19 protein-coding genes are annotated in these 26,383 nt (G+C 73.5%); 9 read left to right on the top strand and 10 right to left on the bottom strand.

The features are described from left to right. Positions 1 to 261 precede the first annotated feature (261 nt). The 4 genes from NQU54_RS19525 (at position 262) to NQU54_RS19510 (ending at position 5,390) form a co-directional block, all read left to right on the top strand. Positions 262 to 1,299 carry a methyltransferase gene (locus NQU54_RS19525; RefSeq protein WP_257632157.1) on the top strand — a complete coding sequence of 346 codons (1,038 nt, stop codon included), beginning with the start codon at positions 262 to 264 and terminating at the stop codon, positions 1,297 to 1,299. Between the two features lie 105 nt (positions 1,300 to 1,404). Continuing rightward, the gene (locus NQU54_RS19520) at positions 1,405 to 2,895 is read left to right on the top strand and encodes an MFS transporter (RefSeq protein ID WP_257632156.1); all 1,491 of its coding nucleotides are present in this window, start codon (positions 1,405 to 1,407) and stop codon (positions 2,893 to 2,895) included. 210 nt (positions 2,896 to 3,105) lie between these two features. Continuing rightward, on the top strand, positions 3,106 to 3,933 hold the full coding sequence (locus tag NQU54_RS19515) for an inositol monophosphatase family protein (RefSeq protein WP_257632155.1): 828 nt from the start codon (positions 3,106 to 3,108) through the stop codon (positions 3,931 to 3,933). 44 nt (positions 3,934 to 3,977) lie between these two features. Next, a complete protein-coding gene (locus NQU54_RS19510) occupies positions 3,978 to 5,390 on the top strand; it encodes a phytoene desaturase family protein (RefSeq protein ID WP_257632154.1) in 1,413 nt (470 codons plus the stop codon). 63 nt (positions 5,391 to 5,453) lie between these two features. Here the strand turns inward: NQU54_RS19510 and hemC are convergent, their stop codons facing one another. The 5 genes from hemC to NQU54_RS19485 all read right to left on the bottom strand — a co-directional run bounded on the left by hemC (position 5,454) and on the right by NQU54_RS19485 (position 14,762). Then, on the bottom strand, positions 5,454 to 6,389 hold the full coding sequence (gene hemC, locus NQU54_RS19505; RefSeq protein ID WP_257632153.1) for a hydroxymethylbilane synthase: 936 nt from the start codon (positions 6,387 to 6,389) through the stop codon (positions 5,454 to 5,456). Positions 6,390 to 6,419: 30 nt separating this feature from the next. Continuing rightward, a complete protein-coding gene (locus NQU54_RS19500; protein WP_257632152.1) occupies positions 6,420 to 10,904 on the bottom strand; it encodes an SAV_2336 N-terminal domain-related protein in 4,485 nt (1,494 codons plus the stop codon). Between the two features lie 3 nt (positions 10,905 to 10,907). Next, positions 10,908 to 11,981 (bottom strand): AAA family ATPase, encoded by a 1,074-nt coding sequence (locus NQU54_RS19495; RefSeq protein WP_257632151.1) that lies wholly within the window; start codon positions 11,979 to 11,981, stop codon positions 10,908 to 10,910. 137 nt (positions 11,982 to 12,118) lie between these two features. Next, on the bottom strand, positions 12,119 to 14,332 hold the full coding sequence (locus tag NQU54_RS19490) for a VMAP-C domain-containing protein (RefSeq protein ID WP_257632150.1): 2,214 nt from the start codon (positions 14,330 to 14,332) through the stop codon (positions 12,119 to 12,121). Between the two features lie 4 nt (positions 14,333 to 14,336). Continuing rightward, positions 14,337 to 14,762: a CU044_2847 family protein gene (locus NQU54_RS19485; protein ID WP_257632149.1), complete on the bottom strand. Its 426-nt coding sequence runs from the start codon at positions 14,760 to 14,762 to the stop codon at positions 14,337 to 14,339. A 639-nt stretch (positions 14,763 to 15,401) separates the two neighbouring features. Here NQU54_RS19485 and NQU54_RS19480 point away from each other — a divergent pair. Next, positions 15,402 to 16,877, top strand: coding sequence for a DNA-3-methyladenine glycosylase 2 family protein (locus NQU54_RS19480; RefSeq protein ID WP_257632148.1), 1,476 nt, complete (start codon positions 15,402 to 15,404; stop codon positions 16,875 to 16,877). Positions 16,878 to 17,287: 410 nt separating this feature from the next. Beyond that, entirely contained in the window at positions 17,288 to 17,791 is a 504-nt protein-coding gene (locus tag NQU54_RS19475) for a methylated-DNA--[protein]-cysteine S-methyltransferase (protein ID WP_257632147.1), read from the top strand. Between the two features lie 63 nt (positions 17,792 to 17,854). On the opposite strand, the gene NQU54_RS19470 is transcribed toward NQU54_RS19475, so the two are convergent. Beyond that, positions 17,855 to 18,610, bottom strand: coding sequence for an SIR2 family NAD-dependent protein deacylase (locus NQU54_RS19470; protein WP_257632146.1), 756 nt, complete (start codon positions 18,608 to 18,610; stop codon positions 17,855 to 17,857). A gap of 111 nt (positions 18,611 to 18,721) precedes the next feature. Here NQU54_RS19470 and NQU54_RS19465 point away from each other — a divergent pair, with 111 nt between their 5' ends. Next, positions 18,722 to 19,426 (top strand): hypothetical protein, encoded by a 705-nt coding sequence (locus NQU54_RS19465; RefSeq protein WP_257632145.1) that lies wholly within the window; start codon positions 18,722 to 18,724, stop codon positions 19,424 to 19,426. Between the two features lie 230 nt (positions 19,427 to 19,656). Here the strand turns inward: NQU54_RS19465 and NQU54_RS19460 are convergent, their stop codons facing one another. Beyond that, the gene (locus tag NQU54_RS19460) at positions 19,657 to 20,535 is read right to left on the bottom strand and encodes an NAD(P)H-binding protein (RefSeq protein ID WP_257632144.1); all 879 of its coding nucleotides are present in this window, start codon (positions 20,533 to 20,535) and stop codon (positions 19,657 to 19,659) included. Positions 20,536 to 20,636: 101 nt separating this feature from the next. Between NQU54_RS19460 and NQU54_RS19455 the strand changes: the two genes are divergently transcribed. After that, positions 20,637 to 21,455, top strand: a complete 819-nt coding sequence (locus NQU54_RS19455) for a TetR/AcrR family transcriptional regulator (RefSeq protein ID WP_257632143.1) — start codon at positions 20,637 to 20,639, stop codon at positions 21,453 to 21,455. A 155-nt stretch (positions 21,456 to 21,610) separates the two neighbouring features. On the opposite strand, the gene NQU54_RS19450 is transcribed toward NQU54_RS19455, so the two are convergent. Next, positions 21,611 to 22,690: an ADP-ribosylglycohydrolase family protein gene (locus NQU54_RS19450; protein ID WP_257632142.1), complete on the bottom strand. Its 1,080-nt coding sequence runs from the start codon at positions 22,688 to 22,690 to the stop codon at positions 21,611 to 21,613. A gap of 309 nt (positions 22,691 to 22,999) precedes the next feature. Here NQU54_RS19450 and NQU54_RS19445 point away from each other — a divergent pair, with 309 nt between their 5' ends. Further along, entirely contained in the window at positions 23,000 to 24,130 is a 1,131-nt protein-coding gene (locus NQU54_RS19445) for a glycerate kinase family protein (RefSeq protein ID WP_372505945.1), read from the top strand. Between the two features lie 746 nt (positions 24,131 to 24,876). Here NQU54_RS19445 and pssA read toward each other — a convergent pair. Together pssA and NQU54_RS19435 are read right to left on the bottom strand one after the other, a co-directional pair. Continuing rightward, positions 24,877 to 25,743 (bottom strand): CDP-diacylglycerol--serine O-phosphatidyltransferase, encoded by an 867-nt coding sequence (pssA, locus tag NQU54_RS19440; RefSeq protein WP_257632140.1) that lies wholly within the window; start codon positions 25,741 to 25,743, stop codon positions 24,877 to 24,879. Continuing rightward, positions 25,730 to 26,377, bottom strand: coding sequence for a phosphatidylserine decarboxylase (locus NQU54_RS19435; protein ID WP_069867039.1), 648 nt, complete (start codon positions 26,375 to 26,377; stop codon positions 25,730 to 25,732). Before NQU54_RS19435 ends, pssA begins: the two co-directional genes overlap by 14 nt. Between the last annotated feature and the right edge of the window lie 6 nt (positions 26,378 to 26,383).

Genomic DNA, 26,383 nt, shown 5'->3' with positions numbered 1-26,383 from the left:
CGGCCTCCGGGCCCCGCACGGCCCTCGTCCGTTCCGTCCCCCCTCCCCGTGGCCCACCCTCTCGCTGAAGCGCCTCACTTCCCGGCAAGGGGCCTTTTCTCAAGGAGGGGTTAATTCCGTTTATTCGGCCACTCGCCGACTATGGCCGGAGAGCGAAAGGCGCTCGCTCCCCGAAGCCTTCGAATATGGTTACAATCACCTCGGATTTTGTGCTCTGATGTGCCGTCGGCTGAACGACTCCTTGTCACAGAAGGGTTGGGCATGACGCAAACCGAGGTACCGATAGAGGTGGAGCTCAGAGGGCTCTACAAGGCCCACTATCGGTTTCAGTTCCTGAGCGCGGCATTCCAGTTAGGGCTCTTCGCGTTGGTGGAGAAGGAGCCCGGTCTGGCCGTACGGGAGATCGCCGGACGGCTGGGCCTCAAGGAGCAGCCCACTCGTATCCTCCTTCTCGGCTGTACGGTATTCGGGCTTTTGGGCAAGGACGGTGACGGCTATCACACCACCCCTCTCTCGAAGCCGCTGACCGCCGACTTCGACGAGGCGCCCGCCTCCAACATTCCCTGGGAACAACACGGTATCTACCGGGCGATGGCCTGGTTCTGTGAATCCCTCAAGGAAGACACCAACATCGGCTTGCGGCGGGAGATTCCGGGAACGGCGCCCACCCTCTACGGGCGGCTCGCCGAAAATCCGGAACTGGAAGCCACATTCCACACCATGATGTCCTCGGTGAGCAGGCTCGTGGGCGCCGAACTGGGAGAGAAGCTGGACCTCTCCGGGTGCGCCCATCTCCTGGACGTCGGCGGCGGAACGGCCATCAACGCCACCAACTTCGCCGCCCGCTGGCCGGATCTGCGCATCACCATCGGCGATCTCCCCTCGATCGCGACGGCCGCCAACGAGAAGGTCGAGAAGCTCGGGCTGGCCGACCGGGTGCGAGCGGTGAGCCTCGACGCATTCAACGACGAGTTCCCGACCGGCTGCGACGGTGTGCTCTTCGCCCACTTCCTGGAGATATGGTCCCCCGAGCGGGTCCAGGCGCTCCTCGCCAAGGCCGCCCGCGCCCTCCCGCCCGGCGGCGGGATCTACGTGGTCACCCCGCGCCAGGACGACGACGGCACCGGACCCGAGCGGGCGGCGCTGCTGTCCGCGTACTTCCACACCATCGCCTCCGGTGAGGGCATGGTCTACACGGGCGCCGAGTACGAGGAGTGGTTCCGCGCGGTGGGCATCGAGCCCTCCGGACGGCTGCCCCTCGGCGCGGACACCGTCGTGATCACCGGCCGCAAGGCATAGTCCGGAACCAGGCGAGGACACCCCCGGCGGGACGGGCCGTTTCGATGCGGAGGTCGTAACGGCCCGTGTGCCGGGGCATGACCCGCCCCGATCAGGAGGCGAACCATGGTCGGCGCCACGAGCCCAGCCGCCCCGGACCACGCGGACAGCGGACGGGGCCGTCCGCTGCCGCACGACCGCCACAAGTGGCTGATCCTGGGGATCTGCTGTATCAGCCTGTTCATGGTGGGCCTCGACACCACCATCGTGAACCTCGCCCTGCCGTCCATCCAGAAGGACCTGGACGCCACGCCCTCGGGGCTCCAGTGGACGGTGGACGCCTACACCGTGGTGCTCGCCAGCCTGCTGATGCTCTCCGGCTCCATGGCCGACCGGTTCGGCAGGCGCAGAACCTTTCAGAGCGGGCTGCTGCTGTTCAGCCTGGGGTCGCTGCTGTGCGGGCTGGCTTCCGACACCGGTTCGCTCATCGCCTTCCGGATGGTCCAGGCCATGGGCGGCGCCATGCTCAACCCCGTCGCGGTCTCGATCATCGCCAACACCTTCACCGATCTGAGGGAGCGGGCCAGGGCGATCGGGCTGTGGGGCGCGGTCGCGGGGGTGAGCATCGCGCTGGGCCCCGTCGTCGGCGGTGCGCTGGTGGACTCGACCGGCTGGCAGGCCGTCTTCTGGGTCAACCTCCCGGTCGCCGCCCTCGCGCTGATCCTCACCTCGCTCTTCGTCCCCGAGTCCAAGGCCCCGCGGCCGCGCAGGCTCGATCCGGTGGGGCAGCTGCTGGTGATCGCGCTGCTCGCGACGCTGACGTTCGGCATCATCGAGGGCCCGGTCAGGGGCTGGGGCTCGGCGCTGATCGTCGGCTGCTTCACCGTTGCCGTCGTGGCCGCCGTGACCCTCATCCGCTATGAACTCCGCCGCGCCGAACCGCTGCTGGACGTCCGCTTCTTCCGCAGCCCCTCCTTCAGCGGCGCCATCGCCTCCGCGGTGTGCGGCTTCGCCGCGCTCGCCGGGTTCCTCTTCCTGAACGCCCTGTACCTCCAGGACGTCAAGGACTTCTCGCCGCTGCACACCGGGCTGCTCACGCTGCCGATGGCGGCCATGACGCTGGTCTCCTCACCGCTCGCGGGCCGTATCGTCGGCGCCCGCGGCCCGCGCATCCCCATGGTGATCGCCGGTGCCGGTACGGCGGGGTGCGGACTGCTGCTGACCCAGGTGCGGGCCGACACCCCGATCTGGTACCTCGTCATCGCCTATGTGGCGTTCGGCATCGGCTTCGGCATGCTCGACGCCCCGCTCACCTACTCCGCCGTCTCCGGGATGCCGCGCTCCCAGGCGGGGGTGGCCGCCGCGGTCACCTCCACCGGCCGCCAGGTGGGGGCGGCCCTCGGCGTGGCCGTCCTCGGCTCGGTCTCCACCGCCCGGGTACATGGCCCCTTCGGCTCCGGATTCCCCGGGGCCAGCCATCTGGGCTGGGCGATCATGGCCGGATGCGGCCTCGCCATCGTGACGCTGGGCCTGCTCACCACCGGCGTCCGGACCCGCCACCCGGCGGAGCCCAGCCCGGAACCGGCCGCCGACCAGCCCGCCGAGCGTGTGCCGTGACCGCCCGGCAGCCCGCCGAACGCGTGCCGTGACCGCCCGCCCGGCACCCCGCCCGGCAGCCCGCCCGTTCCCCCTATCGAGGGGGTGGACCGCGATGCCGGGCGAAACGCGGATCCGGGCGTTTCGCGGCGATCGCTCCCTTCACCTCGATGACACCGCACGTCAGCCGCTGTGCCATCTGCCGTCGCAGAGGCATGATTCGATGAACGCATGATCGATGAATTTCTCGCCGGTGATCTCGGCGCGGTGGAGGAGGCGATCCGCATGGCGGTCGCCGACGAGGTCATGCCGCGCTTCCGGCAGCTCGCCGCCCATGAGATCGTCGAGAAGAACGGCCCGCACGACCTGGTGACCATCGCCGACCGGCAGGCCGAGGAGCGTCTGACCGACGCCCTCACCAAGCTGCTGCCCGGCTCCGTGGTGGTGGGCGAGGAGGCGGTGCACGCCGACCCGGCCGTGCTCAGCCACCTCGGCGGCGACGCGCCCGTATGGATCGTCGATCCGGTCGACGGCACCCGGCAGTTCGTCCACGGCGACCCCGGTTTCGCGACGCTGGTCACCCTCGCGCAGGGTGAAGAGCTCCTCGCGTCCTGGACCTACGCCCCGGTGCTCGACCAGATGGCGATCGCCCGCCGGGGCGGGGGCGCGCTGCTCAACGGCGAGCCGATCCACTGCGGCTCCCCCGAGCCCGGCGCGCCCCTCCACGTGGCCGTCTCCCACTTCGACTTCACCACCGACGCGGAGAAGCGCACCCTGGCGAGCCTGCGGGCGCCGGGAGTTGAGGTGCGCCCCTGCGGTTCGGCCGGTCTGGAGTATCTGAACGTGGCCCGGGGGCTGCTCGACGCCGTCGCCTTCACCTGGGAGAACGCCTGGGACCACGCCGCCGGGCTGCTGCTGGTCGGAGAGGCGGGCGGGGCGCAGGCCACGCTCGGCGGCGAGCCGTTCCGGATCGCCGGGGGCAATGCCCTTCCTTTCACGGCGGCCAGGGACGAGGCGGCCGTTCGGCATATCCTGGACCTGCTGGCCGCCGCCGGCTGATCGTTCCAACGATTCCTCAAGGACGAGGGGGCCATGTGCCGTCCATGCTCGACGCGGTAGTCGTGGGTGCCGGGCCGAACGGGCTGACCGCGGCCGTCGAACTCGCCCGCCGCGGCTGCGCGGTGGAGATCTTCGAGGCCGCGGACACCATCGGCGGGGGCTCACGCACCGAAGAGCTGACCCTCCCCGGCTTCCGGCACGACCCCTGTTCCGCCGTGCACCCCCTCGCCATCGGCTCCCCGGCCTTCGATCGGATGCCGCTCGCCCGGTACGGCCTGGAGTGGCTGCACCCCGAACTGCCGCTGGCCCACCCCTTCCCGGACGGCACGGCCGCCGTGCTCGCCCGCTCGGTCGGCGAGACGGCCATGTCGCTCGGCCCGCGCGACGCCGGTACCTACCGCCGGCTGATCGCGCCCTACCTCGGCCGCTGGGCCACCCTCGCCCCCGATATGCTGCGCACCCACTGGGACGGGGTGCCCCGCGACCCGATCACCTGGGCCCGCTTCGGGCTGCATGCGCTGCTGCCGGTCTCGCTGCTCGCCGGTCCGCTGCGCTTCCGCGACGAGAAGGCGCGGGCCCTGTTCGCCGGGTTGGCCGGGCATGCCATCGCGCCGACCAGCGCGGTGGCCACCGGCGGACCCGCCCTGATGTTCGCCGTCGCGGCCCATGAGGTCGGCTGGCCGATTCCGCGCGGCGGCTCCCAGTCGATCGTGAACGCGCTGGGGGCGTACCTGCGCGAACACGGCGGGAAGATCCATGTCTCCACCGAGGTCAAGCGGCTCGACGAGCTGCCGCCCGCCCGTGCGTACATCTTCGACACCTCACCGCGCGCCCTGGCCCGTATCGCCGGTCTCGGCAACGCCTACCGCCACTACCGCTACGGCGCCGGCGCCTTCAAAATCGACTACGCGCTGTCCGGTCCGGTGCCCTGGACCGCGCCCGACGCCCGGCGCGCGGGCACCGTCCATATCGGCCCCACCTCGGGCGAGATCGGCGCGGCGCTGCGGGCCGCCGTCGACGGCCGGGACCCCTCCGTACCGTTCCTGATCACCTCTCAGCCGACCCTCCTCGACCCGTCCCGGGCCCCGGAGGGCAAGCACACCTTCTGGGCGTACGGCCATGTGCCCAGCGGTTGGAGGGGCGACGCCACGGAGGTGATCGAGCGTCAGATCGAGCGCTTCGCGCCCGGCTTCCGCGATCTGGTCCTGGCCCGCGCGGTGGCCGGCCCGCCCGAACTCGCCGCCCGCAACGCCAACTACATCGACGGCGACATCGGCTGCGGCGCCTTCGAGGGCATCCAGGCGGTCATACGGCCCAAGCTGGCCCGCGTCCCGTACGCCACCGCCCACCCGGCGGTCTTCCTGTGCTCCTCCGCGACCCCACCGGGGCCAGGTGTCCACGGCATGTCCGGCCACCACGCGGCGCGGGCGGTCTGGCGGAGGCTGCGGGGGCGGTAGAGCCCCCGGGACCCCGGGAGGGGACGGCTGCCACCTCAGCGCTCGATGCTCAGTGCTCAGCGCTCAGTGCGGGATCGTGTCGATGACCTCGCGGGCGCCCTGCCGCAGCAGCGCCACCGCGACCGACGTCCCCAGGGTGGCCGGGTCCAGCGGGCCCGCCCACTCGTGGGCGTCCAGCACCGTCTTGCCGTCCGGGCTGAAGACCCGGGCGCGCAGCGAGAGCCGACCGTCGCGCTCGGCCCTGGCATATCCCGCGATCGGCGAGTTGCAGTGCCCCTGGAGCACATGCAGCAGCATCCGCTCGGCGGTGACCTCTTTCCACACACCGGCCTCGCCGAGCCCGGCCACGGCCTCGATCGTCTCGGTGTCGTCCTCCCGGCACTGGAGCCCCAGCACCCCGGCCCCGATCGGCGGGCACATGGTCTCCACCGACAGGATCTCGCTGATCCGGTCCGTGCGGCCGATCCGCTCCAGTCCGGAGACGGCCAGCATCAGGGCGTCGCATTCGCCCGCGTCCAGCTTCTCCAGCCGCCGGTTGGCGTTGCCGCGCATCGGCACGCACTCCAGATGCGGATGGCTCATGGCCAGCTGGGCCACGCGCCGCACCGACGAGGTGCCGATCCGGGTCCCCGCGGGCATCTCGTCGAGGGGCAGCCCGCCCGGGTGCAGCACGGCGTCGCGGATGTCGTCCCGCTTGAGGTACGCGGCGAAGACCGTGCCCGCGGGCAGCGGGCGGTCGGCGGGCACGTCCTTGATGCAGTGCACGGCGAGATCCGCCTCGCCCGCCAGCAGCGCGGCGTCCACCTCCTTGGTGAACGCCCCCTTGCCGCCCAGCTTCGCCAGATCGCCCATCCACCGGTCGCCTGAGGTGGTGACGGGCACGACCTCCGTACGGACACCCGGCCGCAGCGCGGCCAGCTCGGTACGGACCCGCTCGACCTGGGCGAGGGCCATGGGGGAGGAGCGGGAGACGATGCGGATCAAATCGGCGGACGACATGGCCTAGAGGATAAGCCCTTCGCGGACCGCTCAGTCCCCGGCCCCGGGGAACCCCTCCGCGACCAGGGCGGCGAGGTCGAGGTAGGCGTCGAGGGTCCTGGACGCGAGCCGGCGGAGGTCGATCTCGCCCCGGGACACCAGATGCTCGTCGTACGGCGCCACGACCACGCCGCGGCAGCGGTCCCGGAACCCCGCGGTGAGGCCCTCGTAGTAATGGGTCCAGGGCACGTCGTGCGACATGTTGACCACGGTGATGGCGCCTCGCACCAGATCCGCGTGACCGTCCTCGGCCAGCCGGTCCAGGGTCCGGTGCGCGCTCCTCATGTGCTCCACCAAGGGAGTGGTGACGATGATCAACTGGTCGGCGAGATCGAGGATGCCCCGCATGCTGCCGTGGAGTGCGCCGGTGTCCGAGTCGCTGAGGACGATCGGGTAGTGCCTCGCCAGAAGGGCCATGACGTGGCGGTACTCCGTGTCGTCGATCGGGGCCGCCCGGCCCACGAGACTGATCGGGGTGGGGTCTCCGAGGAGGACCTCGAGCCCGGAGGGCAGCCGCGAGGTGAAGCGCCGGATGGAGTCGGCATCATCGCCGGGGAGGTCGGCGCGGGCCAGCTTGTGGACGGTCCAATCGGACCGGGCATCGACTCGGCTGCTGAGGGTGTCACCGCCGGGCATCGCGTCCACCGCGATGACCTCGTTCTGGCGTTCGCCCGCGAGGATCGCGCCCAGGGTGAGGGTCGTGACGGTGCGCCCGGCACTCACGGGGGGGCTGATCACCGCGATGCGGTGGCAGGACGGCAGCGGCGTACGGATGAGGTCCAGCTTGCGCTGCCGCTGCTCCGCCTTGGCCGACCGCCCGCCGAGCCCCACGAGCGCGGCCAGGCGGGAGCGTGTGGAGCGAGAGGGCGGCGGCTCGGCTGCCATCGTGGGGGCGGGCTCGGCGTCCGGCGTCCCGTCCGGCGGTGGAGTGGCGGCCGGGGTCTCGGCCTCGTACGGCGTATGGGCGGATGCGCGCACGGTGGGCAGGGACTTGACGAAGACGTCCGCCACCTGACTCGCCGACGGCCGCTTGCTCGGCTGTTCGTTCAGACAGGCGGAGATGATCGAGAGGGGGTTCTGCCACAGGGCTCCGGCCTGGGAGAGCCGCGCGGTCGGCTGCGAGTCGCTCAGGGCGCGGAGAATCTTGCCCAGCGCGTAGACGCTGTCCGCGGGGGTGGGAGCTCCCGGGAGGCGGTCGTTGAGGTTCGCGTCGGTCCAGCCGATGAGTTTTACCGTGCGGTCGGTGACGAGCACGGTGTCCGGCGTAAGGGTCCCGGGCACGACGCCCTTGAGCGCGCACATGTTCACCGCCTCGGCCAGGCGGAGGCCGATGGTGGCGGCGTGCACGGGGTCCAACTTGGACGAGCCGTCGGGCTCCCGGCCGAGGAGCGAGGACAGCGGTGGGGCCGGTGAGCCGTCAGGGAGTCGGACGCATTCCATCACCAGCCACGGAGGGTTGGAGGACGAGGCATCGACGAAGAGGCGGGGGGCGTAATGCCCGGACATCCGCCGCAGCGCCTCCGCCTCGGCCCGCAGTTCCCGGCCGGCGCCCGGGGCCATGCGTATCACCACTTCGCGCTGCGCGCCCGGCCGACGGGCCAGATAGACGTCCCGCCCCTGGCTGCCGCCCAGCCTGCGGTAGGCCCGATACCCGTCGACCGACGGCAGAGCGCTCCCCGGCTCCGTGCGGGGAGCGCGAGCGGAGCCGGGCGGCGCCGACACCGGCGGAGAGCTGTACAGATCCACCCCGCACCCGTCGCAGAAGTGGTTGTCCGGTTCCAGTGGGTTGCCGCACCGCGAGCAAGCGAGGGGGCCCCCGGGACGGAATAGGGGGCGGCGGGCGCGGGGCGAGGGCTGCTCGGCGCGGGTCCGCGGCGGCGCGGCGTCCGGCCGGAAGTCCATAAGGAGTTCCCAGATCCCGTACGCGGTGTGGCGGCGGGGATTCTCCCGGCACGCCATCACCACGGCGCGGAGCGGCTCCCAGACGGCGCTGCTCCAGCGCGGCATGAAGTAGAGACCAGGGGCGGGCCGACGCGCCTGTGCCCCGCCGCCGAGGCACAGCAGGATGTCCCCCAGCGCCTTGACGTTGTCCTCGGGGGCCGGTGGGCGGCCACCGGCGGACGCCGGGGACGGCGTCCCGTCGATGGCGGCCGATGACCAGCCGGTCAGGAGGATGTCCTCACCGGCGATGTGCACGGTGCTGACGCTGAGGTCGCCGTGGACCACCCCCGCGTCCTCGGACGTCCGCACCGCGTCCGCGACCTTGCGGGCGAGCGCGAGGGCGGTATGCCCGTCCCAGCGTTCGGGGCCGGCGAGGAGGGCGTCGTCCGGCCGGTCCTCCCACTGCTCGGCGTAGCCGCGCAGGACGTAGTCCAGCCGTTCCCCGATGAAGGCTTCTTCCGCGATCCACGGAACGTCGTCGGTCAGCCCCTCGCGCAGCAGACGGCGGGCATAGCGGCCGTCCATCCGGCGCAGCGCCTCCGCCTGCACGTCCAGCAGTGCGGCGGCGGCCTCTCCCCGCGCATGGCGGGCGGTCTGGAGGACGGCCTCTGCGTCGTAGGCGTCCTGGCCGAGATACGGAGTGAGCCGCGCTCCCGGTGGTCCGGCCATCGTCAGCCGGTACGGACCCAGCGTGTGCGGATCGCCGGGTTCCAGACGGCGCCACCGCACCGCCGCCGTCGGCGTCGTGAACACCGACGGCCGAGGCGGAGCCCCCAGCCGGGCCGCCAGCCGTCGCTCCACCGCGCTGAAGGGCCGGGCGTCTGCCGGTAGCCGGTCGCTGCCGCCGGGGTCGGCCAGCCAGGCCGGGAAGTCCGGTGAGCGGCCCGCCAGTTGCTCAAGACGACGGCCGATCAGCCGACTGGTCGAGACCAGCTCCGCCAGCGGCACCGCGCCCAGCAGCGCCCGCTGGGCCGCGTCGGTGAAGGTGAAGGGCCGGTGCTCGGGCGGCAGCGGGTCCTGCCCCGCCGAGGCGGGCGGTTCGACGGGCAGCATCAGCCCGCCCAGGAACACCTCGGCCAGACGACCGGTGTCGGTCCGGCCGTCCACCGCCTTCTGCACCATCCGCATCACCGGCACCGGCAGCGGGGCCACGGCGGCCATATGGGCGGCCAGCCGGTACGCCTCCGGGGACGCCGCGTCCCGGAAGCGCTGGACACGGCCCACCTCATCGGCCGGGCCCGGGGCGGCGGCCAGGGCGGGGCGGGGGCCGCCGCGCCCCGGGTCGAGCAGCGGCAGGACGGCCGTACCGCTCGCGGAGGCGATCAGCCGGGCCCAGTCGGCCAGCGGTCCGGCGTCCGGTTCCAGCACCGGCACCGGCACCCCCTCGAACCGCGCCAGGGCGGCGGGCAGCACCGGGTCCGCGACCGTCCAGTCCGTATTGGCCGAGCCCGGTCTACGGGTCCGCACCTGCCAGCGCCGCGCCCGGATCCCGGACCCCTCCCACAGCCGGGGCGGCAGCGCGTGCACCACCGCCGTGGGGCCGACCCCCGCCCAGCGCGCCAGCACCTGGCCCATCCGCCCGTCGCGCCATGCGGCCCCCACCCCGTCGCTCACCACGAGCACCAGCGTGTGCCCGGACGGGTCGGACAGCGCCGTCGTGGGCAGCAGGGGAGCGTCCGGGGCGTAGGGCCGGGCGCGCAGCGCGGGTGCGTCGCCGCCGCGCGTGCGCAGGCCCAGCACCCGGACGACGCGGAAGGCGCCCGAGCGCTGGAGCACGGTGCGCAGCTCGACGGCGAGCCGCCGCCACAGCAGCATCGACATCCCGTCGTCGATGACGAGCGCGAGATCGAGCCAGCGTTCGCGGGCGGGGCGGGTCACCACGTCCGGCAGTCCGGTCTCGGCGAGCGCCGTGGCGGTGGCGGCCTCGTCGAACTCCCGCCTGAGCGGATTGGGGCGGTGCTGTTTGAGCGGGCGCAGGGCGCGGCCGATGGACAGCTCCTGGTGCAGCGCCTTGTCCTCGGGCACGCGCAGCGGCAGCGCGCGCCGCGCGTCGGCGGCCGCGTCCTCCGCACCGCCCGCACCGGACCCCTGGCTTCCGCCGTACAGACCGCGCAGTTGGCGATCGTCGCGGGGAGGGGTCAGGCCGTGGCGCTGGTCCCGCGGACCGTCCGGCTGCCGCTTCGCGGGGGCGGACGGCTGGGCACCGAGTACGGAGCCGTTGGCCCGCGGCGTACGGGCGGGCTCGGACGGCAGGGCGGTCGGCTGGGCGGACCGCTGTTCGGTTTGCTGTACGGGTGCGGCCGTTGAGGCCGTGGCGGCGGGGCGGGCGGGCTCGGGGCGCGTGGCGGGCAGTGCCGTTCCGCCGCGGGCCACCGCGCGGGCCAGAGGCGCCCGCTCCGGGCCGTCCTCGGGCAGCCGCCCGGCCAGCCAGAGCGCGTCGAGCAGCTCCTCCCTGGACAGTTCGAGACCGCCGGCGGTGAGGATCGCCATCGCCTCGTCAAGCCGTCCCAACCGCCCGGTGCCGCCCCCCACCATGTGTCACACCGCCCCGCCGAGCCGGTGCAGCACCGCTTCCAGCAGCCCCTCCGCCGTCACGTCCATGCCGCCCGCCCGTAGGAACACGGCGTTCAGCAGCTGGTCGGTCGCCAGCTCACGCGCCGCGCGCCGACGGAGGAAGGTGTCCAGCAGTTGATCGACCTCCTCCAGCGCGTCGTCTCCCAGATGCGCGGTGACGATCGCCCGCAGCCGCCCCTCGTCGGGGGTGGGCAGCTCAAGACGTACGCAGCGGCGGAGGAAGGCGGGCGGGAAGTCGCGTTCGCCGTTGCTGGTGATCACCACGACCGGGAACTCGTCGCACACCAGCCGGCCCCGCCGGACCGTGGCCCGTTCGCCCGGCCGCTCGGTGAGCACCTCCACCACCGACTGGTCCTCCGGCAGCCGGGCCAGCTCGGGGATCTCGAACTCGCCCTCCTCGAAGACGGTCAGCAGGTCGTTCGGCAGGTCGACATCGCCCTTGTCGAGCTCGTCGACGAGCAGCGCCCGGGGGCGTTCGCCCGGCACCAGCGCGGTGCCCAGCGGCCCGAGCCGTACGAAGCTGCCGATGTCGGGCTCGGCCTCGTCGCGGTCGCGCCGCAGGGCCGTCTCGCGCAGTCGCCCGATCGCGTCGTAGCGGTAGAGCGCGTCCTGCACGGTGGAACGGCTGTTGACCGGCCAGCGCAGCACCTCGCCCAGATCCAGCTCATGCGCGATCGCCCGCGCGAGCGAGGACTTGCCGGTCCCCGGGCTGCCGGTGACGAGCAGTGGACGCCGCAGATGGAGGGCGGCGTTGACCACGTCCGCGTGTTCGGGCGCGATGAGATACGGCGCCGGGCGCGACCGGCCGGAAGCGGGCGGCGCCTGCTCCCCGCCGGGGGCGGCCCGTTCCTCGCCGGGGGCGGCCCGCTCCCCCTCGGGAGATGGCTGCTCCCCCTCCGGGGATGGCCGCTCCCCTTCGGGAGATGGCCGCTCCCCGCCGCCGAAGCGGCGCCACGGCGGGGCGGGTGGCATCTCCATATGCCGGGGCACGCCGTCTCCCCGGAACAGCCGCCAGTCGTCCCGCTCCGGTGGATTCATCGGGGAACCTCCCTCTCGGTCCGCCTCAGCGGACATCGCACGCCTCCTGACGTCCCGTCACCACGCCTCACTCTCCCCACGCGTCGCCCTCCCCGCGTCCCGCCGTCATCGCGTCTCACCGCCATCGCGTCTCACCGTCACTCCGTGGGATCCGCGAGGTCCAGCCGGGGCAGCGCCCGCCCGGCGTCGGCCCAGGCGAGCACCGGCCGCCCGGTGTACTCCTCGGGCCTCTGCATGGTCTTCGTGCGGTAGATCCGTACCGCTTCCGGCAGTTCACGGGCGTTCATCCCCGCCGCGTGGCGCACCGCCGGGGACTCCGGCTCCCCGCTGCGGTCCCACAGCACCACCGGAACGCCCGCGGCGAGACACATCTGCACCACACCGGTGCGCCGGTGGGCCGCCACATCGATGGTGACCCGGGCGGTGAGCCGCTCCATGACCAGACCGCACACCGCCTCGGGGTCGGGGGCCGTGGCGTCGTCGATGTGCAGGGGCTCCTCGGCGTCCAGCCGGGTCCAGCGCTCCCGCCACTGGTCCAGCATCGTGCCGCCGTTCAGCTCGCGCAGCTCGGGGCAGTTGACGACCAGGGGGTACGGGGTGCCGAGCCGGATGGGGAGCACCGCCCCCGGCCCCGCGGCCTTCCAGCGGTCCACGGGCACCTCCAGGGCGTCCCGGTCCACGATCAGCTCGATGACGGGCCGCGGCCCCGAGGGGTCGGGCCGACGGAGCGAGCCCACGGCGGCGAAGATCTCCTGGGCCACCTCCTCGGCGCCACGCGGCCGTTCGCTGTCGTCCGACATCTGGCGCAGCCCGTCCCCGTCGTCGCACCACAGCCGCAGCCGATAGCGCTCGGGCTCCTCGCGCGCCGCCGTCGTCGTGCCGCCGCCCGATGCGGGCCCGCAGGGGTCCAGCTTCGCCACCACCCGGGGCGCGGCGCCCCGGGAGGCGCTCCGGGCCCACTGCCCGGCGTCGTGGCGACGGTCCATCAGGGCGGCGTCATGGACGCCGAGGCGACGGGCGACCGCCGCGTTCCACCGCCGCAGCGCGGCGCCCTGGTCCGCCGGACAGCATCCCGCGGCCACGAACTCCACGGCCCGCAGCAGCCCCGGCACGGCCATGGCGCCGTCGTCGGCCGGCGAGCTGTCCCCGTGCAGCCCTTCCAGGTGGGCGATGAGCGCCTCGAACCGCTCGCCGTGCTGCCCGCCGTTGACGTCATGGCGGCCGTGACCGCCCACCCCGCCGTCACAGCCGTGGCCGCCGTCCCCTCCGGTGAGCAGCGCCGTGGGCAGCGCCGCCAGCGGCAGTGCCGCCCTTACGGCCCCGGGGACACCGGCCGCCGCGGTCGCGGACAGGGCGCGCAGCTGGACCAGCAGCCGCTCGTGCTCGCCCGGCGAGAGCAGCTTGGGCAGCCCGTGACGGCGTCCTACGGCGAGGAGGTCGTCGGCCACCGGGCCCGCCGTGCCGCGTACCGCCTCGACCAGCGCGGGCAGGGCTCGCGCCCGGGTGAGCAGCAGATGGGCGAACTCGTCGGCCGAGGGCAGACCGTCGGCGCGATGGCCGAGGCCGCACTGCCGGGCGACCGTCCGGCAGCAGCGAGTCCAGCCCTCGGACAGCGCCAGCGGCCCGTCCAGCAGGGCGACGAGCTCCCCGTAGGCCGGGTGGTCGCGTATGTCCTCCGCGGGCTGCCGGGGCAGCAGATGGCCCGCCCCGGCGTCGTCCAGCTCGCGTGTGACGCGCTGCCAGGGAATCCCCCACGCGCGGCGCAGCGTTCCCCGGACGCGGAGCTTCGCCGTCACGAGCCCGACGACGGCGCTCTCCTCGTTGGACCACAACGGGCCACCGCTGTAGGCGGGTTCGATGTCCAGGGTGCGTTCGGCCCCGTCGAAGTAGCCGAACCGCCCGTCGCATTCGCTCACTTCGGCATCGGCGAAGACTCCGGGCTCACCGCTGCCGTGCCAGGCCCGTACGAGCTGGCGCTCGGCCATCGGGTGCCAGCGCGGCGGTTCGACCGCGGTCGGCAGGGCCCCGGTCAGCCGCAGTACGGCGAGGTCGCCGTTCCACTCGAAGGCGCCCAGGCCGCCGTCGTCGGTCCGCGGCGGTATCCAGACCGTCAGCTCGGCATCGGCCTCTACGGTGTGCTCCGGTGTGTGCAGCCGTATGGAAACGGCGATCGGGCCCGGGTGATCCGGGGCCAGCATGTCCTTTCCGAGGGCGCTGTTGACCACATGGGCGCAGGTCAGCAGGTGGCGGCGGGGCAGCAGGACGCCCGCGCCCGCCGGTCTTCCGTCGGCCTTGGCGAGAATGGACACCGCGGGCCGCGACGAGGACCCGTGCGCGTGGAACCACCCCATGGGCTCAGGCCGTGGGGCTGGAGTGGGACGGCCGCGGCGGCACCGTCGGCACCGTCGGCCCGGATTCCGCCGAGGGCCTCCAGGTGGCCGAAATGGTCAAGTTGGCATTGCCGTTGGCGCCCACGATGCCGAGTTTGAGGTCCTGGCCGACCTGCACCCCGAACTGCACGGTGAACTCCTCGGGCGGATGAGGAGTCGAGCGGACGGCGTCGTGCACCTCCTGGAGTACCGACCCAAGCCCTTCGAGGATGACGCCCAGACCGGCGTTGGCGAGCGTGGCCGCGGCCCGCGCCCTGCGCCCCACCGGGGTCACGCCCCCCACGCCGCCGTAGGCGTCCTCGGGGGAGGGCTCCCCCACGGGGGCCAGTTCCAGCCGTACGGTCGTGCCGTTCGCCAGGGGTATCTCACGGTGTTCCGTCACATTCCTCATCATGCCGATCATCAGGCCCCCGGTCTGCCCCTTCGCACCAAACACCGCCGGAACGACGGACGCGGGGCGGTGTCGCGAGGTGGCGCGGTCGTGCTGGGCGGGTGCGGGTGGGCGCCGCCGGGTGTGGCGGATGGTGGGGTCCCTGGGCGAGGTGGGTGCCGGGGTCCCTGGGCGAGATGGACGCGGGGCGGCCGGCGTGGCGCGGTCGTGCTGGGCGGGTGCGGGTGGGCGCCGCCGGGTATGGCGGATGGCAGGGTCCCTGGGCGGGGTGGACGTCGGGCTCCCTGGGCGAGACGGACGCGGGGCGGCCGGCGTGGCGCGGTCGCGCTGGGCGGGCGCGGGCGGGCGCCGCCGGGCGAGGCGGATGGTGGGGTCCCTGGGCGAGGTGGATGCCGGATTCCCTGGACGGGGTCGATGCCGCAATCCCCGGATGAGTGGACGTCGGATTCCCCGGGCGGGGTCGATGCCGCAATCCCTGGGCGAAGTGGATGGCGGCCTCCCCGGGCGGGGTCGATGTCGCATTCCCCGGACGAGGCGGACGTCGGACTCCCCGGGCGAGGCCCATGGCGCACTCCCCGGGCAAGGTCGATGTCGGATTCCCGCGAGAACGTACCCGCCCCGCTGACGGATGCTGGACGCATGCACACCGACACCGACCGGTGCCTCCGCGCCGCACAGGCGAAGGACGCCCGCTTCGACGGGTGGTTCTTCATCGCCGTCGTGACCACCGGGATCTACTGCCGGCCGAGCTGTCCGGTGGTCGGACCCAAGCCCGAGAACATGCGGTTCTACCCCAGCGCGGCGGCCGCCCAGCAGGCCGGGTTCCGGGCCTGCAAGCGGTGCCGTCCGGACGCCAGCCCCGGATCGCCGCAGTGGAACGAGCGCGCCGACCTCGTCGCGCGGGCGATGCGGCTGATCGCCGACGGAGTGGTGGACCGGGACGGGGTGCCTGGCCTGGCGGGCAGGCTCGGCTACAGCACCCGGCAGGTCGAGCGGCAGCTGCTCGCCGAGCTCGGCGCGGGCCCGCTCGCGCTCGCCAGGGCGCAGCGTGCGCAGACCGCGCGGCTGCTCATCGAGACCAGCGAGCTCCCGATGGCGGACATCGCCTTCGCGGCCGGGTTCGCCAGCGTCCGCGCGTTCAACGAGACCGTACGGGAGATCTTCGCGCTCGCCCCGACCGAGCTGCGGCAGCGGGCGCGGCGCGGGCCGCGGGCCAGCGTGCCGGGGGCGCTCACGCTGCGGCTGCCGTTCCGTGCGCCGCTGTGCCCGGACAACCTCTTCGGGCACCTGGCCGCCACCGCCGTCCCCGGTGTCGAGGAGTGGCGCGACGGCGCGTACCGGCGCACGCTGCGGCTGCCGTACGGGCCCGGGGTGGTCACTTTGCGCCCGAGGCCGGACCACATCGCCTGCCAGCTCTCCCTCGCCGACCTCCGTGACCTGGCCGGGGCGATCAGCCGCTGCCGGCGGCTGCTGGACCTCGACGCGGACCCGGCCGCCGTGGACGACCTGCTGCGTACAGACCTCCAGCTGGCCCCGCTGGTCGACAAGGCACCGGGGCGGCGGGTGCCGCGCGCGGTGGACGCCGACGAGTTCGCGGTGCGCGCCGTGCTCGGGCAGCAGGTGTCCACGGCGGCCGCCCGCACCCACGCGGGGCGTCTGGTCGTGGCGCACGGCGAGCCGGTGGAGGACCCGGCGGGCGGTCTGACCCACCTCTTCCCGTCCGCCCAGGCCCTCGCCGGGCTGGACCCCGAGAAGCTGGCCATGCCCCGTACCCGCCGCACCACCCTCACCGGGCTGGTCGGCGCGCTCGCCGGGGGCCGGGTCGCGCTCGGCGTCGGCAGCGACTGGGACGACGCCCGCGCGAGCCTGGGCGCGCTGCCGGGGCTCGGCCCCTGGACCGTCGAGGTGATCGCGATGCGCGCCCTGGGCGACCCGGACGCCTTCCTCCCGACCGACCTCGGGGTGCGCCGCGCCGCCGCCGAACTGGGGCTGCCCGCCACGCCCGGCGCCCTCACCCGCCACTCGGCACGCTGGCGACCCTGGCGCGCGTACGCCGTCCAATACCTATGGGCCACGGACCCCGCCCACGCCATCAACCGCCTCCCCGCAGCATGACGACCCACCACCCCACACCCAGCAACGAAACGACGGACTGCCGGCCCGCACCCGGCAACGAAACGACGGACTGCTGCTACGCACCCGGCCGGGCGACGCACCGGTTTGTGGGCAATCGTTCCGCGGGGCGGAACGGGTGGGCACAAACCGGCCACCGGCCCGCACTCGGCAACGAGACGGTGGCCCGGCACAACGGAAAGCCGCCGCGCCCACCGGCCCGCACTCGGCAACGAGACGGTGGCCCGGCACAACGGAAAGCCGCCGCGCCCACCGGCCTGCACCCGGCAACGAGACGCTGGCCCGATACAACGGGAAGCCGCCGCCCCGACCGCCCCGCACCCGGCAACAAAACAACGGCCCGGCACAACGGTAAGCCGCCACCCCGCACCCAAACCCCGCCGAGGAACCCCATGCCCCGCACCCACACCACCATCGACAGCCCCTACGGCCCCCTCACCCTCGTGGCCACCGGCACAGAACTGTCCGGCCTCTACATGGTCCAGCAGCGCCACCGCCCACCCGAGGAGACCTTCGGCGCGCCCGGCGACCCGGCCGACACCCCGTTCGCCGAGACTCTCCGCCAGCTCACGGCCTACTTCGCGGGCGAGCTGACCGAGTTCGACCTGCCGCTGCACCTGGACGGCACGCCCTTCCAGCGCCGCGTCTGGGCCGAGCTGCGGCGCATCCCGTACGGCGAGACCTGGTCGTACGGCCGGCTGGCCGACCGCATCGGGCAGCCGACCGCGTCCCGCGCGGTGGGCCTGGCCAACGGCAAGAACCCGGTCGGCATCATCGTCCCCTGCCACCGCGTCGTCGGCTCCACCGGAAGCCTCACCGGCTACGGCGGCGGCCTGGACCGCAAGCGCCGACTGCTGGAGTTCGAGTCGGGCCAGCAGTTGCCCGGCCTCTTCTGATGCCGAGGCGCCGAGCTGCCGAGCTGCTGAGCTATCGAACTGCCAAACCACTGATCAGCCGCCCTACCAACCCCCCTCCCCACCGGCGATCCGCTCCAACACAGCAGGCAGCGCCACACTGATGGGCTCTCGGACGACCTCGTCCGCGAGCCCGTCGTACGGCGTGGGCTCGGCGTTGACGATGATCAGCCGGGCACCGTGCTCGGCGGCCAGCCCGGCGAGCGAGGCCGCGGGCTGCACCTGGAGGCTGGTGCCGACCGCGATGAAGATGTCGCACGCCCGCGCTACCGCGACCGCCTCGGTCAGTACGTCCGGATCGAGGCTCTCCCCGAACATCACCGTGGCCGACTTCAGGATCCCGCCGCACTCCCGGCACACCGGATCCGCCTCGCCCGCCGCGACCCGCTCCAGCGCCTCCGCCATCCCGGACCGCGCCTGGCAGTGGGTGCACCGCACGGCCCGCGCGGTGCCGTGCAGTTCGAGCACCTTGCGGGCGGGCATCCCGGCGATCTGGTGCAGCCCGTCCACGTTCTGGGTGATCACCCGCACCGGCACCCCCGAGCGCTCCAGCCGGGCGACGGCCTCATGCGCCCCGTTGGGCCGGGCGCGCAGCGCTTCGCTGTCGCGCCGCATCAGCCAGGAGCGGCGCCGGATCTCCGGGTCCGTCATGTAGTACTCGTACGTCACGAGCTTCTCGGCCTCGGGATCGCGCCGCCACAGCCCTTGCGGACCGCGGTAGTCGGGGATCCCGGAGTCGGTGGAGATGCCCGCCCCGCTGAGGATCGCCACCAGTGGCCGGTGCGTCGTCTCGCTGCTCATGCGGCGAGCGTACGCACGCGCCGCGGCCGACGGCGAGCGCGTTTCTCCGGACGGGCAGAGGTAGGCTCCGCCCGGCACGGCGTCGGAGGCTGCGGACGGGGGAGTACGGGGATGGCACGTTTCCTATGGCTGAGCGGCCGGACCGTGGGGGAGGAGGACGAGTCCGCGGAAGGCGGCGTCCCCTGGACGATACGGATCTCCGACGGCCCCGCACGCCGCGGCCGCACCAGCCGCCCGCTGGCCTTCCCCGAGCGGCGGAACCCACCCGACGGCGGGCTCCCCGAGTACCGTGCCGCCGGTAAGGAGGGCACCCGCGCGTTCACCCTCTGGGCCGACCCTCATCGCGGGCAGGTGTTCGCGCAGGTGGCGACCAAGTCGGCCACCAAGGGTGGGCCCGCGACGTACGAAGTCCTGGGCGCCGCCGGTGAACCCCTGGCCCTCGTCATCCGACGCCCCGCGATGAAGGGTGGCCTCCGCGCCCGCTGGACCGTCCAGCAGACCGGCTCCCGGCCCGCCGTCGGCTTCAAGGGGCGGCCGGTCTGGTGGGGTGTCTGGTGGCTGTTCCTGCCCCTCCAACTGCTGATCGTGATCGCCAGCGTCCTCAACGGCGGAGGCGACCCGGCCCGCACCCCGCGCCGCATCAGATGGCGGCTGGACCGCAGGGTCGTCCTCGACTTCCACAGCGGCCCCGGAACCGCCTTCGAGCTGAAGGTCGTGACGGACGGGTGGGACGACCGTGTGACCGCAGCCCTCGTCGCCCTCCTCGACAGCCACGGCGGCTGGCTGGGCAGCGCCTGGGACACGGCGGAGCACTGACCGGGCGACGGCGGAGCACTGACCGGGCGACGGCCGGCCGGGCCGTATCCCGTTCCAGCCGGGCCGTATCCCGTTCCAGGGGATAGGGCCGGGCCGTATCCCCTGGAACGCGCGACAGCCGGGGCAGGGCCGACACGTCCGGCGCACCCTTTGGGCGGGGCCGGGAGACGACGCGGCCCGGCCCTGCCGTGGGCCGGGCCGAGTGGGTCCCCCTCGCTCCGGGCGCGTCGTCACCGGGCCGGAGCGAGAGCCGACTTCAGGTAGTCCTCCATACGGACCGTCGGGCGGCCGAGGAGATCGGCGAGGGTGGGGTCGGCCGGGGCGAAGTCGCCGTCGCGGCTGGCGGCGAAGAGGCCGACGAGCATGTCGGCGGCGTGCTCGGGGAGGCCCGCGGAGAGCAACCGCGCACGGTAGTCGGCGTCGGAGACGACGACGCGGCGGATCGGGCGGCCCATCAGCCGGGTGAGGATGTCCGCGATTCCTGCCATGTCGATCGCCTCGGGGCCGGTGAGCGCCGGGGTCAGGCCGTCCAAGGCCGCGCCGGTGAGGGTCTCGCCGGTGAGGGCGAGGACCGCCGCGTCGGCGAGGTCGGTATGGGCGGTCCAGGCGACCGGCCCATCCTCGGGCGCGGCGAGGACGCCCGTCTCCAGCGCGGCGCTGATCAGCATCACGGCCGATGAGGCGTAGAAGCCGTTGCGCAGTGAGGTGAAGGGGACACCGGACTGCCGGAGCGCCTCCTCGGTGGCGGCGTGGTCGGGCATCGGGGGGAAGGGGGAGGACGGGTTCGAGCCCATGTGGCTCGTGTAGAGGATCCGCTGGGCCCCGGCCTTCGCCGCGGCCTCGACGGCCGTGCGGTGGTGCCGGACGGCCGTCTCGCCCGTGCTGTCCGTCGAGACGATCAGGACCTTCGAAGCGCCCTCGAAGGCGTGGGCGAGCGTCGCCGGGCCGGTGAAGTCGCCCATGCGGACGCGTACGCCCTTCGCGCCGAGGTCCTGGGCCGCGTCCACGTCGCGCACACTGACGCCGATCTCCCTGGCGGGGACGCGCTCCAGCAGCCGCTCGGTGACCATCCGGCCGAGCTGGCCATTGGCTCCGGTAACGATGATCACGGCGATCTCCTCCGCGTGTTGCCATTGTTTCCGTTGATATTGCTATCAACGTATCACTGGAAGCGAATGCCCGCTAACGTGATCCTGTTATCGTTGGAAGTATGGAGAGCGAGGACGTCACCGCGGCGGACGGGACCCACGCCGCGAACCGCGGGGCAAGCCACGAGGCGAACCGCGATGGGAGCCATGACACGCCCAGCGACGGGAACCGCGAGCGGGATGGGAACGGCGCCCGGGACGGGAACCGCGAGCGCATCGTCGCGGCCGCCGCCCGGCTGCTGTCCGACGGCGGGCCCGACGCGGTCTCGACCCGGGCGGTGAGCTCCGCGGCCGGAGTGCAGCCGCCGACCATCTACCGGCTCTTCGGCGACAAGCAGGGCCTGCTCGACGCGGTCGTGGCGTACGGCTTCACGGAGTACCTGAGCAGCAAGGCCGTCCACGAGGCCAGCGATGACCCGGTCGAGGACCTGCGCGCCGGGTGGGATCTGCACATCGGCCTCGGCCTGGCCAACCCGGCGCTGTACTCGCTGATGTACGGCGGACACCACCCCGGAGTGCCCTCACCGGCCGCCGTGGCCGCCTTCGACGTGCTCGCCCGGCTCATCCGGCGCATCGCCGAAGCGGGGCGGCTCGCCATCCCCGAGGAACGCGCCGCGGCCCTCGTCCACGCCGCCGGCTGCGGTACGACGCTCACGCTCATCACGACGCCCGAGGCCCGCCGCGATCCGGAGCTGTCCCGTACCGCGCGCGAGGCGGCCATCGCGGCGATCACGACGGACGCGCCCGCGGCCGCCGAACCCGGGCCCGTCGCGGCCGCCGTCACCCTGCGCGCCGCACTGCCCAGGACCGACGCCCTGACCGTGCCCGAACGCAACCTCCTGCGGGAGTGGCTCGACCGGATCGCCGATCCGGCCCGCTGACGGCGTCGCTGGACTCAAGGCTCACGGTCGATACGGACAGGCTCAAGGCCCACGGACGGCGTCGACAGACGTAAGGCCCAGAGACGGCGTCCACAGACGTGAGGTCCGCTGGCGCCGTCGACAGACGTAAGGATCGCCGATGACACCGACGGGCCCTAGCGCTCCGCCGAGGAGACCGCCAGCCGGTGCGTACGCGCCGCCAGGTCGCTGATGCGGGCGCCGTCGAAGCCGAAGACGGCGCTGCGCACCCGGTCCTCCAGTGGCTCGGTCCACTGCGGCGGGATGGCCGCCGCGCCGCACAGCACCCCCGCGACCGACCCGGCCGTGGCGCCGTTGGAGTCGGTGTCCAGGCCGCCGCGCACCGTCAGGGCGATCGTCGCGGTGAAGTCGCCCGCACCGTAGAGCAGCCCGGCCGTGAGGACGGCGGCGTTGGGGACCACATGGATCCAGTGCAGCCCGGCGGTCTCCTTCTCCAGCTGGGCGAGCGCGTCCGCCCACGCCACGCCCGCGTCGTACAGGGACATGGCCCGGCGCACCGTACGGGCCAGCCGGCAGCGCGGCGGGATCCGGTCCAGGGCGCTGGCGACGGCGGCGCGCGGACCGTCCGCCGTGAACGCGGCCGCGACCAGCGCGGCCGCCCACATCGCCCCGTACACCCCGTTGCCGGTGTGGGAGAGGACGGCGTCGCGGCGGGCCATCGCGGCGGCCCGGTGTGGTTCGCCGGGGTTGACCCAGCCGTGGATGTCGGCGCGGATCAGGGCGCCGATCCACTCCTGGTAGGGGTTGTCGAGGGTCGCGCTGAGCGGCGGTTTCACCCCGGCCGTGAGATTGCGGTAGGCGGCCCGCTCGGCGGTGAACGTTTGCAGATACGGCAGCCGCAGCAGCCACATCTCGCCGACCTGCTCGGTGCTGAAGCCGGGCCCGTGGGTCTCCAGCAGATGCAGGCCGAGGACGGAGTAGTCCACGTCGTCGTCGCGGCAACTGCCTTGGATCCGGCCGCGCACGCACCGCTGCCACTCGGGGCGCAGCTCGAACTCCACCGGGTCGGGCAGCGGCTCCAGCGCGGGGAGGTAGTCGGTCAGCGGCAGGGCGTCGGCGCGGCGCAGATACCGGTCGATGCGATCCCGGGTCCAGTGGTCGCCGTTTTCGACGGGCTTGCCGAGCATGTTCCCGGCGATCCGGCCGAGCCAGCCGCCGTGGATCCGGTCCGCGAGTGCGCTCCCGCTGAGGGTCATGGGCCAGGTGTACCCAACTGAGGTGGGTGTACCGGTGTGCCCGCGCCGGATAGGGTCACAACGGCGCGACCGCCTGTGCGAATGCGAGGAGTTACCAAGGTGACGGACGCTTCGACGGAGGCTTCGACGGCATCGGACGCGTCGGAGACAACGGACGCATCGCAGACTTCGAAGACGCGGGAGGCTCCGGGGGCTCCGGGAACTCCGGGGGCTCCGGGGGCTTCTGGAACTCCGGGGGCTTCGAAGACAGATGCCGCGGCACGGACCAGGACGTGGGCGGAGGGGCAGGCCACGCCCCCGAGGCGCGTACTGATCGCCGCGGACAAGTTCAAGGGCTCGCTCACGGCGGTGGAGGTCGCCGAACGCGTCACGGCGGGGCTGCGCCGCGGCGCGTCCCATGGCGGCGAGGGCTTGCGGATCGAGGCGCTGCCCGTCGCCGACGGCGGGGACGGCACGGTGGACGCGGCGGTCGCGGCCGGGTTCGAACGGCGCGAGGTGAGGGTCACCGGGCCGCTGGGCGCGCCGGTGACCGCGGCGTACGCGCTGCACGGGGCCACGGCCGTGGTGGAGATGGCCGAGGCGTCCGGGCTGCGGCATCTCCCGGCGGGGGTCTTCGCCCCACTCACGGCGACCACGTACGGCAGCGGGGAACTCCTGCGAGCGGCGCTCGACGCGGGCGCCCGCACGATCGTCTTCGGCGTTGGTGGCAGCGCCACGACGGACGGCGGCGCGGGGATGCTCAGCGCGCTCGGCGCGCGCTTCCTGCGGGCGGACGGCACCCCCGTCGCCCCGGGCGGTGGCCCGCTGCGCGACCTCGCCACGGCCGACCTGTCCGGCCTCGACCCGCGCCTCGCCGACACCGAGACCGTCCTGGCCAGCGATGTCGACAACCCCCTGACCGGCCCGAAGGGCGCGGCGGCGGTCTACGGCCCGCAGAAGGGCGCGGGCGAGGACGATGTGGCGGCCCTGGACACCGCCCTCGCCCACTACGTACGCGTCCTGGAGCGCGCGGTCGGCGCCCCGGCCGCCGAATACGCCCTCGCGCCCGGCGCGGGCGCGGCGGGCGGCATGGGCTTCGGCGCCCTGGTCGGCCTGGGCGCGACCTTCCGCCCCGGCATCGAGGTCATGCTCGACGTCCTCGGCTTCCCCACCGCGCTGGAGGGCGCGGACCTGGTGATCACGGGGGAGGGCTCGCTGGACGACCAGACCCTGCACGGCAAGGCCCCGGCGGGCGTCGCGGCGGCGGCCCGCGCACGCGGCATCGAAGTGGTCGCGGTCTGCGGCCGCCTGGCCCTCGCCCCGGCGGCCCTGGGCAACGCGGGCATCCGCCGCGCGTACGCCCTCACGGACCTGGAACCGGACCCGGCCCGCTGCATCGCCGAAGCGGGCCCCCTCCTGGAACGCACCGCAGAACGCCTGGCCAAGGACTTCCTCCCCTGACCCCAGCCACGGACCTCCATGAGGACTGCACCCGGCGGCCAACCGCCAGCGCGCGGTCCGCCGGACCCCCATTCCCCACCGAACTGGGGCAGACCCCGGCCCCCACATGGCGCCCGCACCCCGAACCAGATGGGGGGCCACCGGGCGCTTGTTCCCCACCCCGCCCCTTCCCGAATCCGGGGGTAAGCCCCCGGCCCCCGACCGGGGCTGCGCCCCGAGTCCCGCGAGGGCTGTGCCCTGTGGACTTCGCTGGGTCGTACCCCCGGACCCTACGGGCTGTGACCCCGGGCTCCGCACGGGAGCTGCGCTTCTGCCCTCGTTCCGAGGCCGCGTCCGGGCTCTGTGGGCGCAGGCTGCCCGGGTTGGCCCCCGGCCCGGCCCCCGCGTTCGGTTCGGGCTGCCCGGTACTCGCGATCGGGCTTCGTCCTTCGGACGGCATCGGGCCGCGAGCCCGGCGTGCGGTCGGGGCGTGGGCTGTGCCGGGGCGGGGGACCGGGCGCTCGGTCGTGGACCTCTCGGCCGAGGGCGGGGCGCCTGGCGGTGGGCCTCTTGGCCGGGGCCCGGCGCGTGGTGGTGGGGCTCCTGGCCGGGGGGCCGGGGGCTTGCCCCCGGATTCGGGAAGGGGCGGGGTGGGGAACAAGCCCCCGGCAGCCCAGCCCAGCCCTGGTCCCGGACACGGCAGCGGGGTGGGCCCGAGTGGTTTGTTCGGGCCCACCCCGGTGGGCTGGTGCGGTCGGACGGCGGCGCTAGGGGAGTTGCGCCGCCCTCGCCTCGCGGCGGTTGTCGCGGAACGCGTTCACCCGGCGGGCCGTGGCGAACAGCGGAATCACCGCGCCCATGACGACCTGGAGCGCGCACGCCGACTGGAGCAGCAGCTCACCGCCGGGGGCCTCGAAGGCCCAGGCCGCCAGGAGGGCCATGCTGGTGACGATCCAGCTGAGCATGGCCACCGCGAGCCGGCCGCGCGGCTTGGGGTACTCCACACGGCTCACCATCAGCCAGGCGACGCCGATGATCGCGAGCAGGGTGGGCACGAACGGCAGGCCCAGCAGGACCACCGAGACCACGGTCAGAGCGCCGAAGGGGCTGGGCATGCCCTGGAAGACGCCGTCACGCAGCGTGACACAGGAGAATCTGGCAAGCCGCAGCACCACCGCCAGCAGCACCACGATCGCGCCCACCACCGAGACCCGCTGATACGCGTCGTCGGAGACCATCCCCCAGACCAGCACGAAGTACGCCGGCGCCAGGCCGAAGCTGATCAGGTCGGAGAGGTTGTCCAGCTCCGCGCCCATCGCCGAGCTGCGCAGCTTCCGCGCGACGAGCCCGTCGAAGAGGTCGAAGACGGAGGCGAGCAGCATCAGCATGACCGCGGAGGCGGCGCTGTGCCGGGTCATCCCGCCGTCCTCGCTGCCCGTGAGGTGCGGGATGAGGACGCCGGTGGTGGTGAAGTAGACCGCGAGGAAGCCACAGGTGGCGTTGCCCAGGGTCAGCGTGTCGGCTATCGACAGGCGCGTCGACAGCGGCATGTCGTCCGTCTCGTCGACGTCCGCCTCGTCCACATCGGCCTCCGGGACCCAGGCGGCCTGTGTGTCGGGATCAATCACGGTCAAGGCGAGTCACCCCCGCGGTGGTGGCCTGGCCGACCTCGACCGCGACATCGACACCCTCGGGGAGGTAGATGTCGACGCGCGAGCCGAAGCGGATGAGACCGATCCGCTCACCCTGTTCGACCTTGGTGCCCTGTGGCACATACGGCACGATACGCCGGGCTACCGCACCGGCGATCTGGACCATCTCGATGTCACCGAGCTCGGTGTCGAAGTGCCAGACGACCCGCTCGTTGTTCTCGCTCTCCTTGTTGAACGCGGGAACGAAGCCACCGGGGATGTGCTCCACGGAGGTGACCGTGCCGGCCAGCGGGGCGCGGTTGACGTGGACATTGAGCGGGCTCATGAAGATGGCGACGCGGGTGCGCCCGTCCTTCCACGGCATGATGCTCTGCACCACACCGTCGGCCGGAGAGATCACACGGCCATGCGTGATCTCTCTCTCGGGGTCGCGGAAGAACCACAGCATGCCCGCCGCGAGCGCGGTGGCGGGCACGGCGACCGCCGTCCAGCGTCCGGAGCGGCGGGCCCGAGCAAGGCTGACCGCCGCGGTGGCGACGGTCGGTAGGAGCCACGGCGACGCTCCGCGCGCGAGGCGGACGCGACCGCGTTGTGCAGAGGATTGGCTGTGGGGCATGGATGA

Origin of the sequence: Streptomyces malaysiensis subsp. samsunensis (genome assembly GCF_024519315.1) — a bacterium.
Lineage (GTDB): Bacteria > Actinomycetota > Actinomycetes > Streptomycetales > Streptomycetaceae > Streptomyces > Streptomyces malaysiensis.
This window is presented reverse-complemented; position numbering and strand designations above follow the sequence as displayed.

Bases quoted from the DNA above. Each gene is read 5' to 3' on its own strand.
- NQU54_RS19495 (WP_257632151.1), bottom strand. From the start codon at position 11,981: ATGAATCCACCGGAGCGGGACGACTGGCGGCTGTTCCGGGGAGACGGC.
- NQU54_RS19450 (WP_257632142.1), bottom strand. From the start codon at position 22,690: ATGACCCTCAGCGGGAGCGCACTCGCGGACCGGATCCACGGCGGCTGG.
- NQU54_RS19465 (WP_257632145.1), top strand. From the start codon at position 18,722: ATGGCACGTTTCCTATGGCTGAGCGGCCGGACCGTGGGGGAGGAGGAC.
- NQU54_RS19480 (WP_257632148.1), top strand. From the start codon at position 15,402: ATGCACACCGACACCGACCGGTGCCTCCGCGCCGCACAGGCGAAGGAC.
- NQU54_RS19510 (WP_257632154.1), top strand. From the start codon at position 3,978: ATGCTCGACGCGGTAGTCGTGGGTGCCGGGCCGAACGGGCTGACCGCG.
- NQU54_RS19520 (WP_257632156.1), top strand. From the start codon at position 1,405: ATGGTCGGCGCCACGAGCCCAGCCGCCCCGGACCACGCGGACAGCGGA.
- NQU54_RS19515 (WP_257632155.1), top strand. From the start codon at position 3,106: ATGATCGATGAATTTCTCGCCGGTGATCTCGGCGCGGTGGAGGAGGCG.
- NQU54_RS19435 (WP_069867039.1), bottom strand. From the start codon at position 26,377: ATGCCCCACAGCCAATCCTCTGCACAACGCGGTCGCGTCCGCCTCGCG.
- NQU54_RS19475 (WP_257632147.1), top strand. From the start codon at position 17,288: ATGCCCCGCACCCACACCACCATCGACAGCCCCTACGGCCCCCTCACC.
- NQU54_RS19455 (WP_257632143.1), top strand. From the start codon at position 20,637: ATGGAGAGCGAGGACGTCACCGCGGCGGACGGGACCCACGCCGCGAAC.
- NQU54_RS19485 (WP_257632149.1), bottom strand. From the start codon at position 14,762: ATGAGGAATGTGACGGAACACCGTGAGATACCCCTGGCGAACGGCACG.
- hemC (WP_257632153.1), bottom strand. From the start codon at position 6,389: ATGTCGTCCGCCGATTTGATCCGCATCGTCTCCCGCTCCTCCCCCATG.
- NQU54_RS19470 (WP_257632146.1), bottom strand. From the start codon at position 18,610: ATGAGCAGCGAGACGACGCACCGGCCACTGGTGGCGATCCTCAGCGGG.
- NQU54_RS19525 (WP_257632157.1), top strand. From the start codon at position 262: ATGACGCAAACCGAGGTACCGATAGAGGTGGAGCTCAGAGGGCTCTAC.
- NQU54_RS19500 (WP_257632152.1), bottom strand. From the start codon at position 10,904: ATGGTGGGGGGCGGCACCGGGCGGTTGGGACGGCTTGACGAGGCGATG.
- NQU54_RS19490 (WP_257632150.1), bottom strand. From the start codon at position 14,332: ATGGGGTGGTTCCACGCGCACGGGTCCTCGTCGCGGCCCGCGGTGTCC.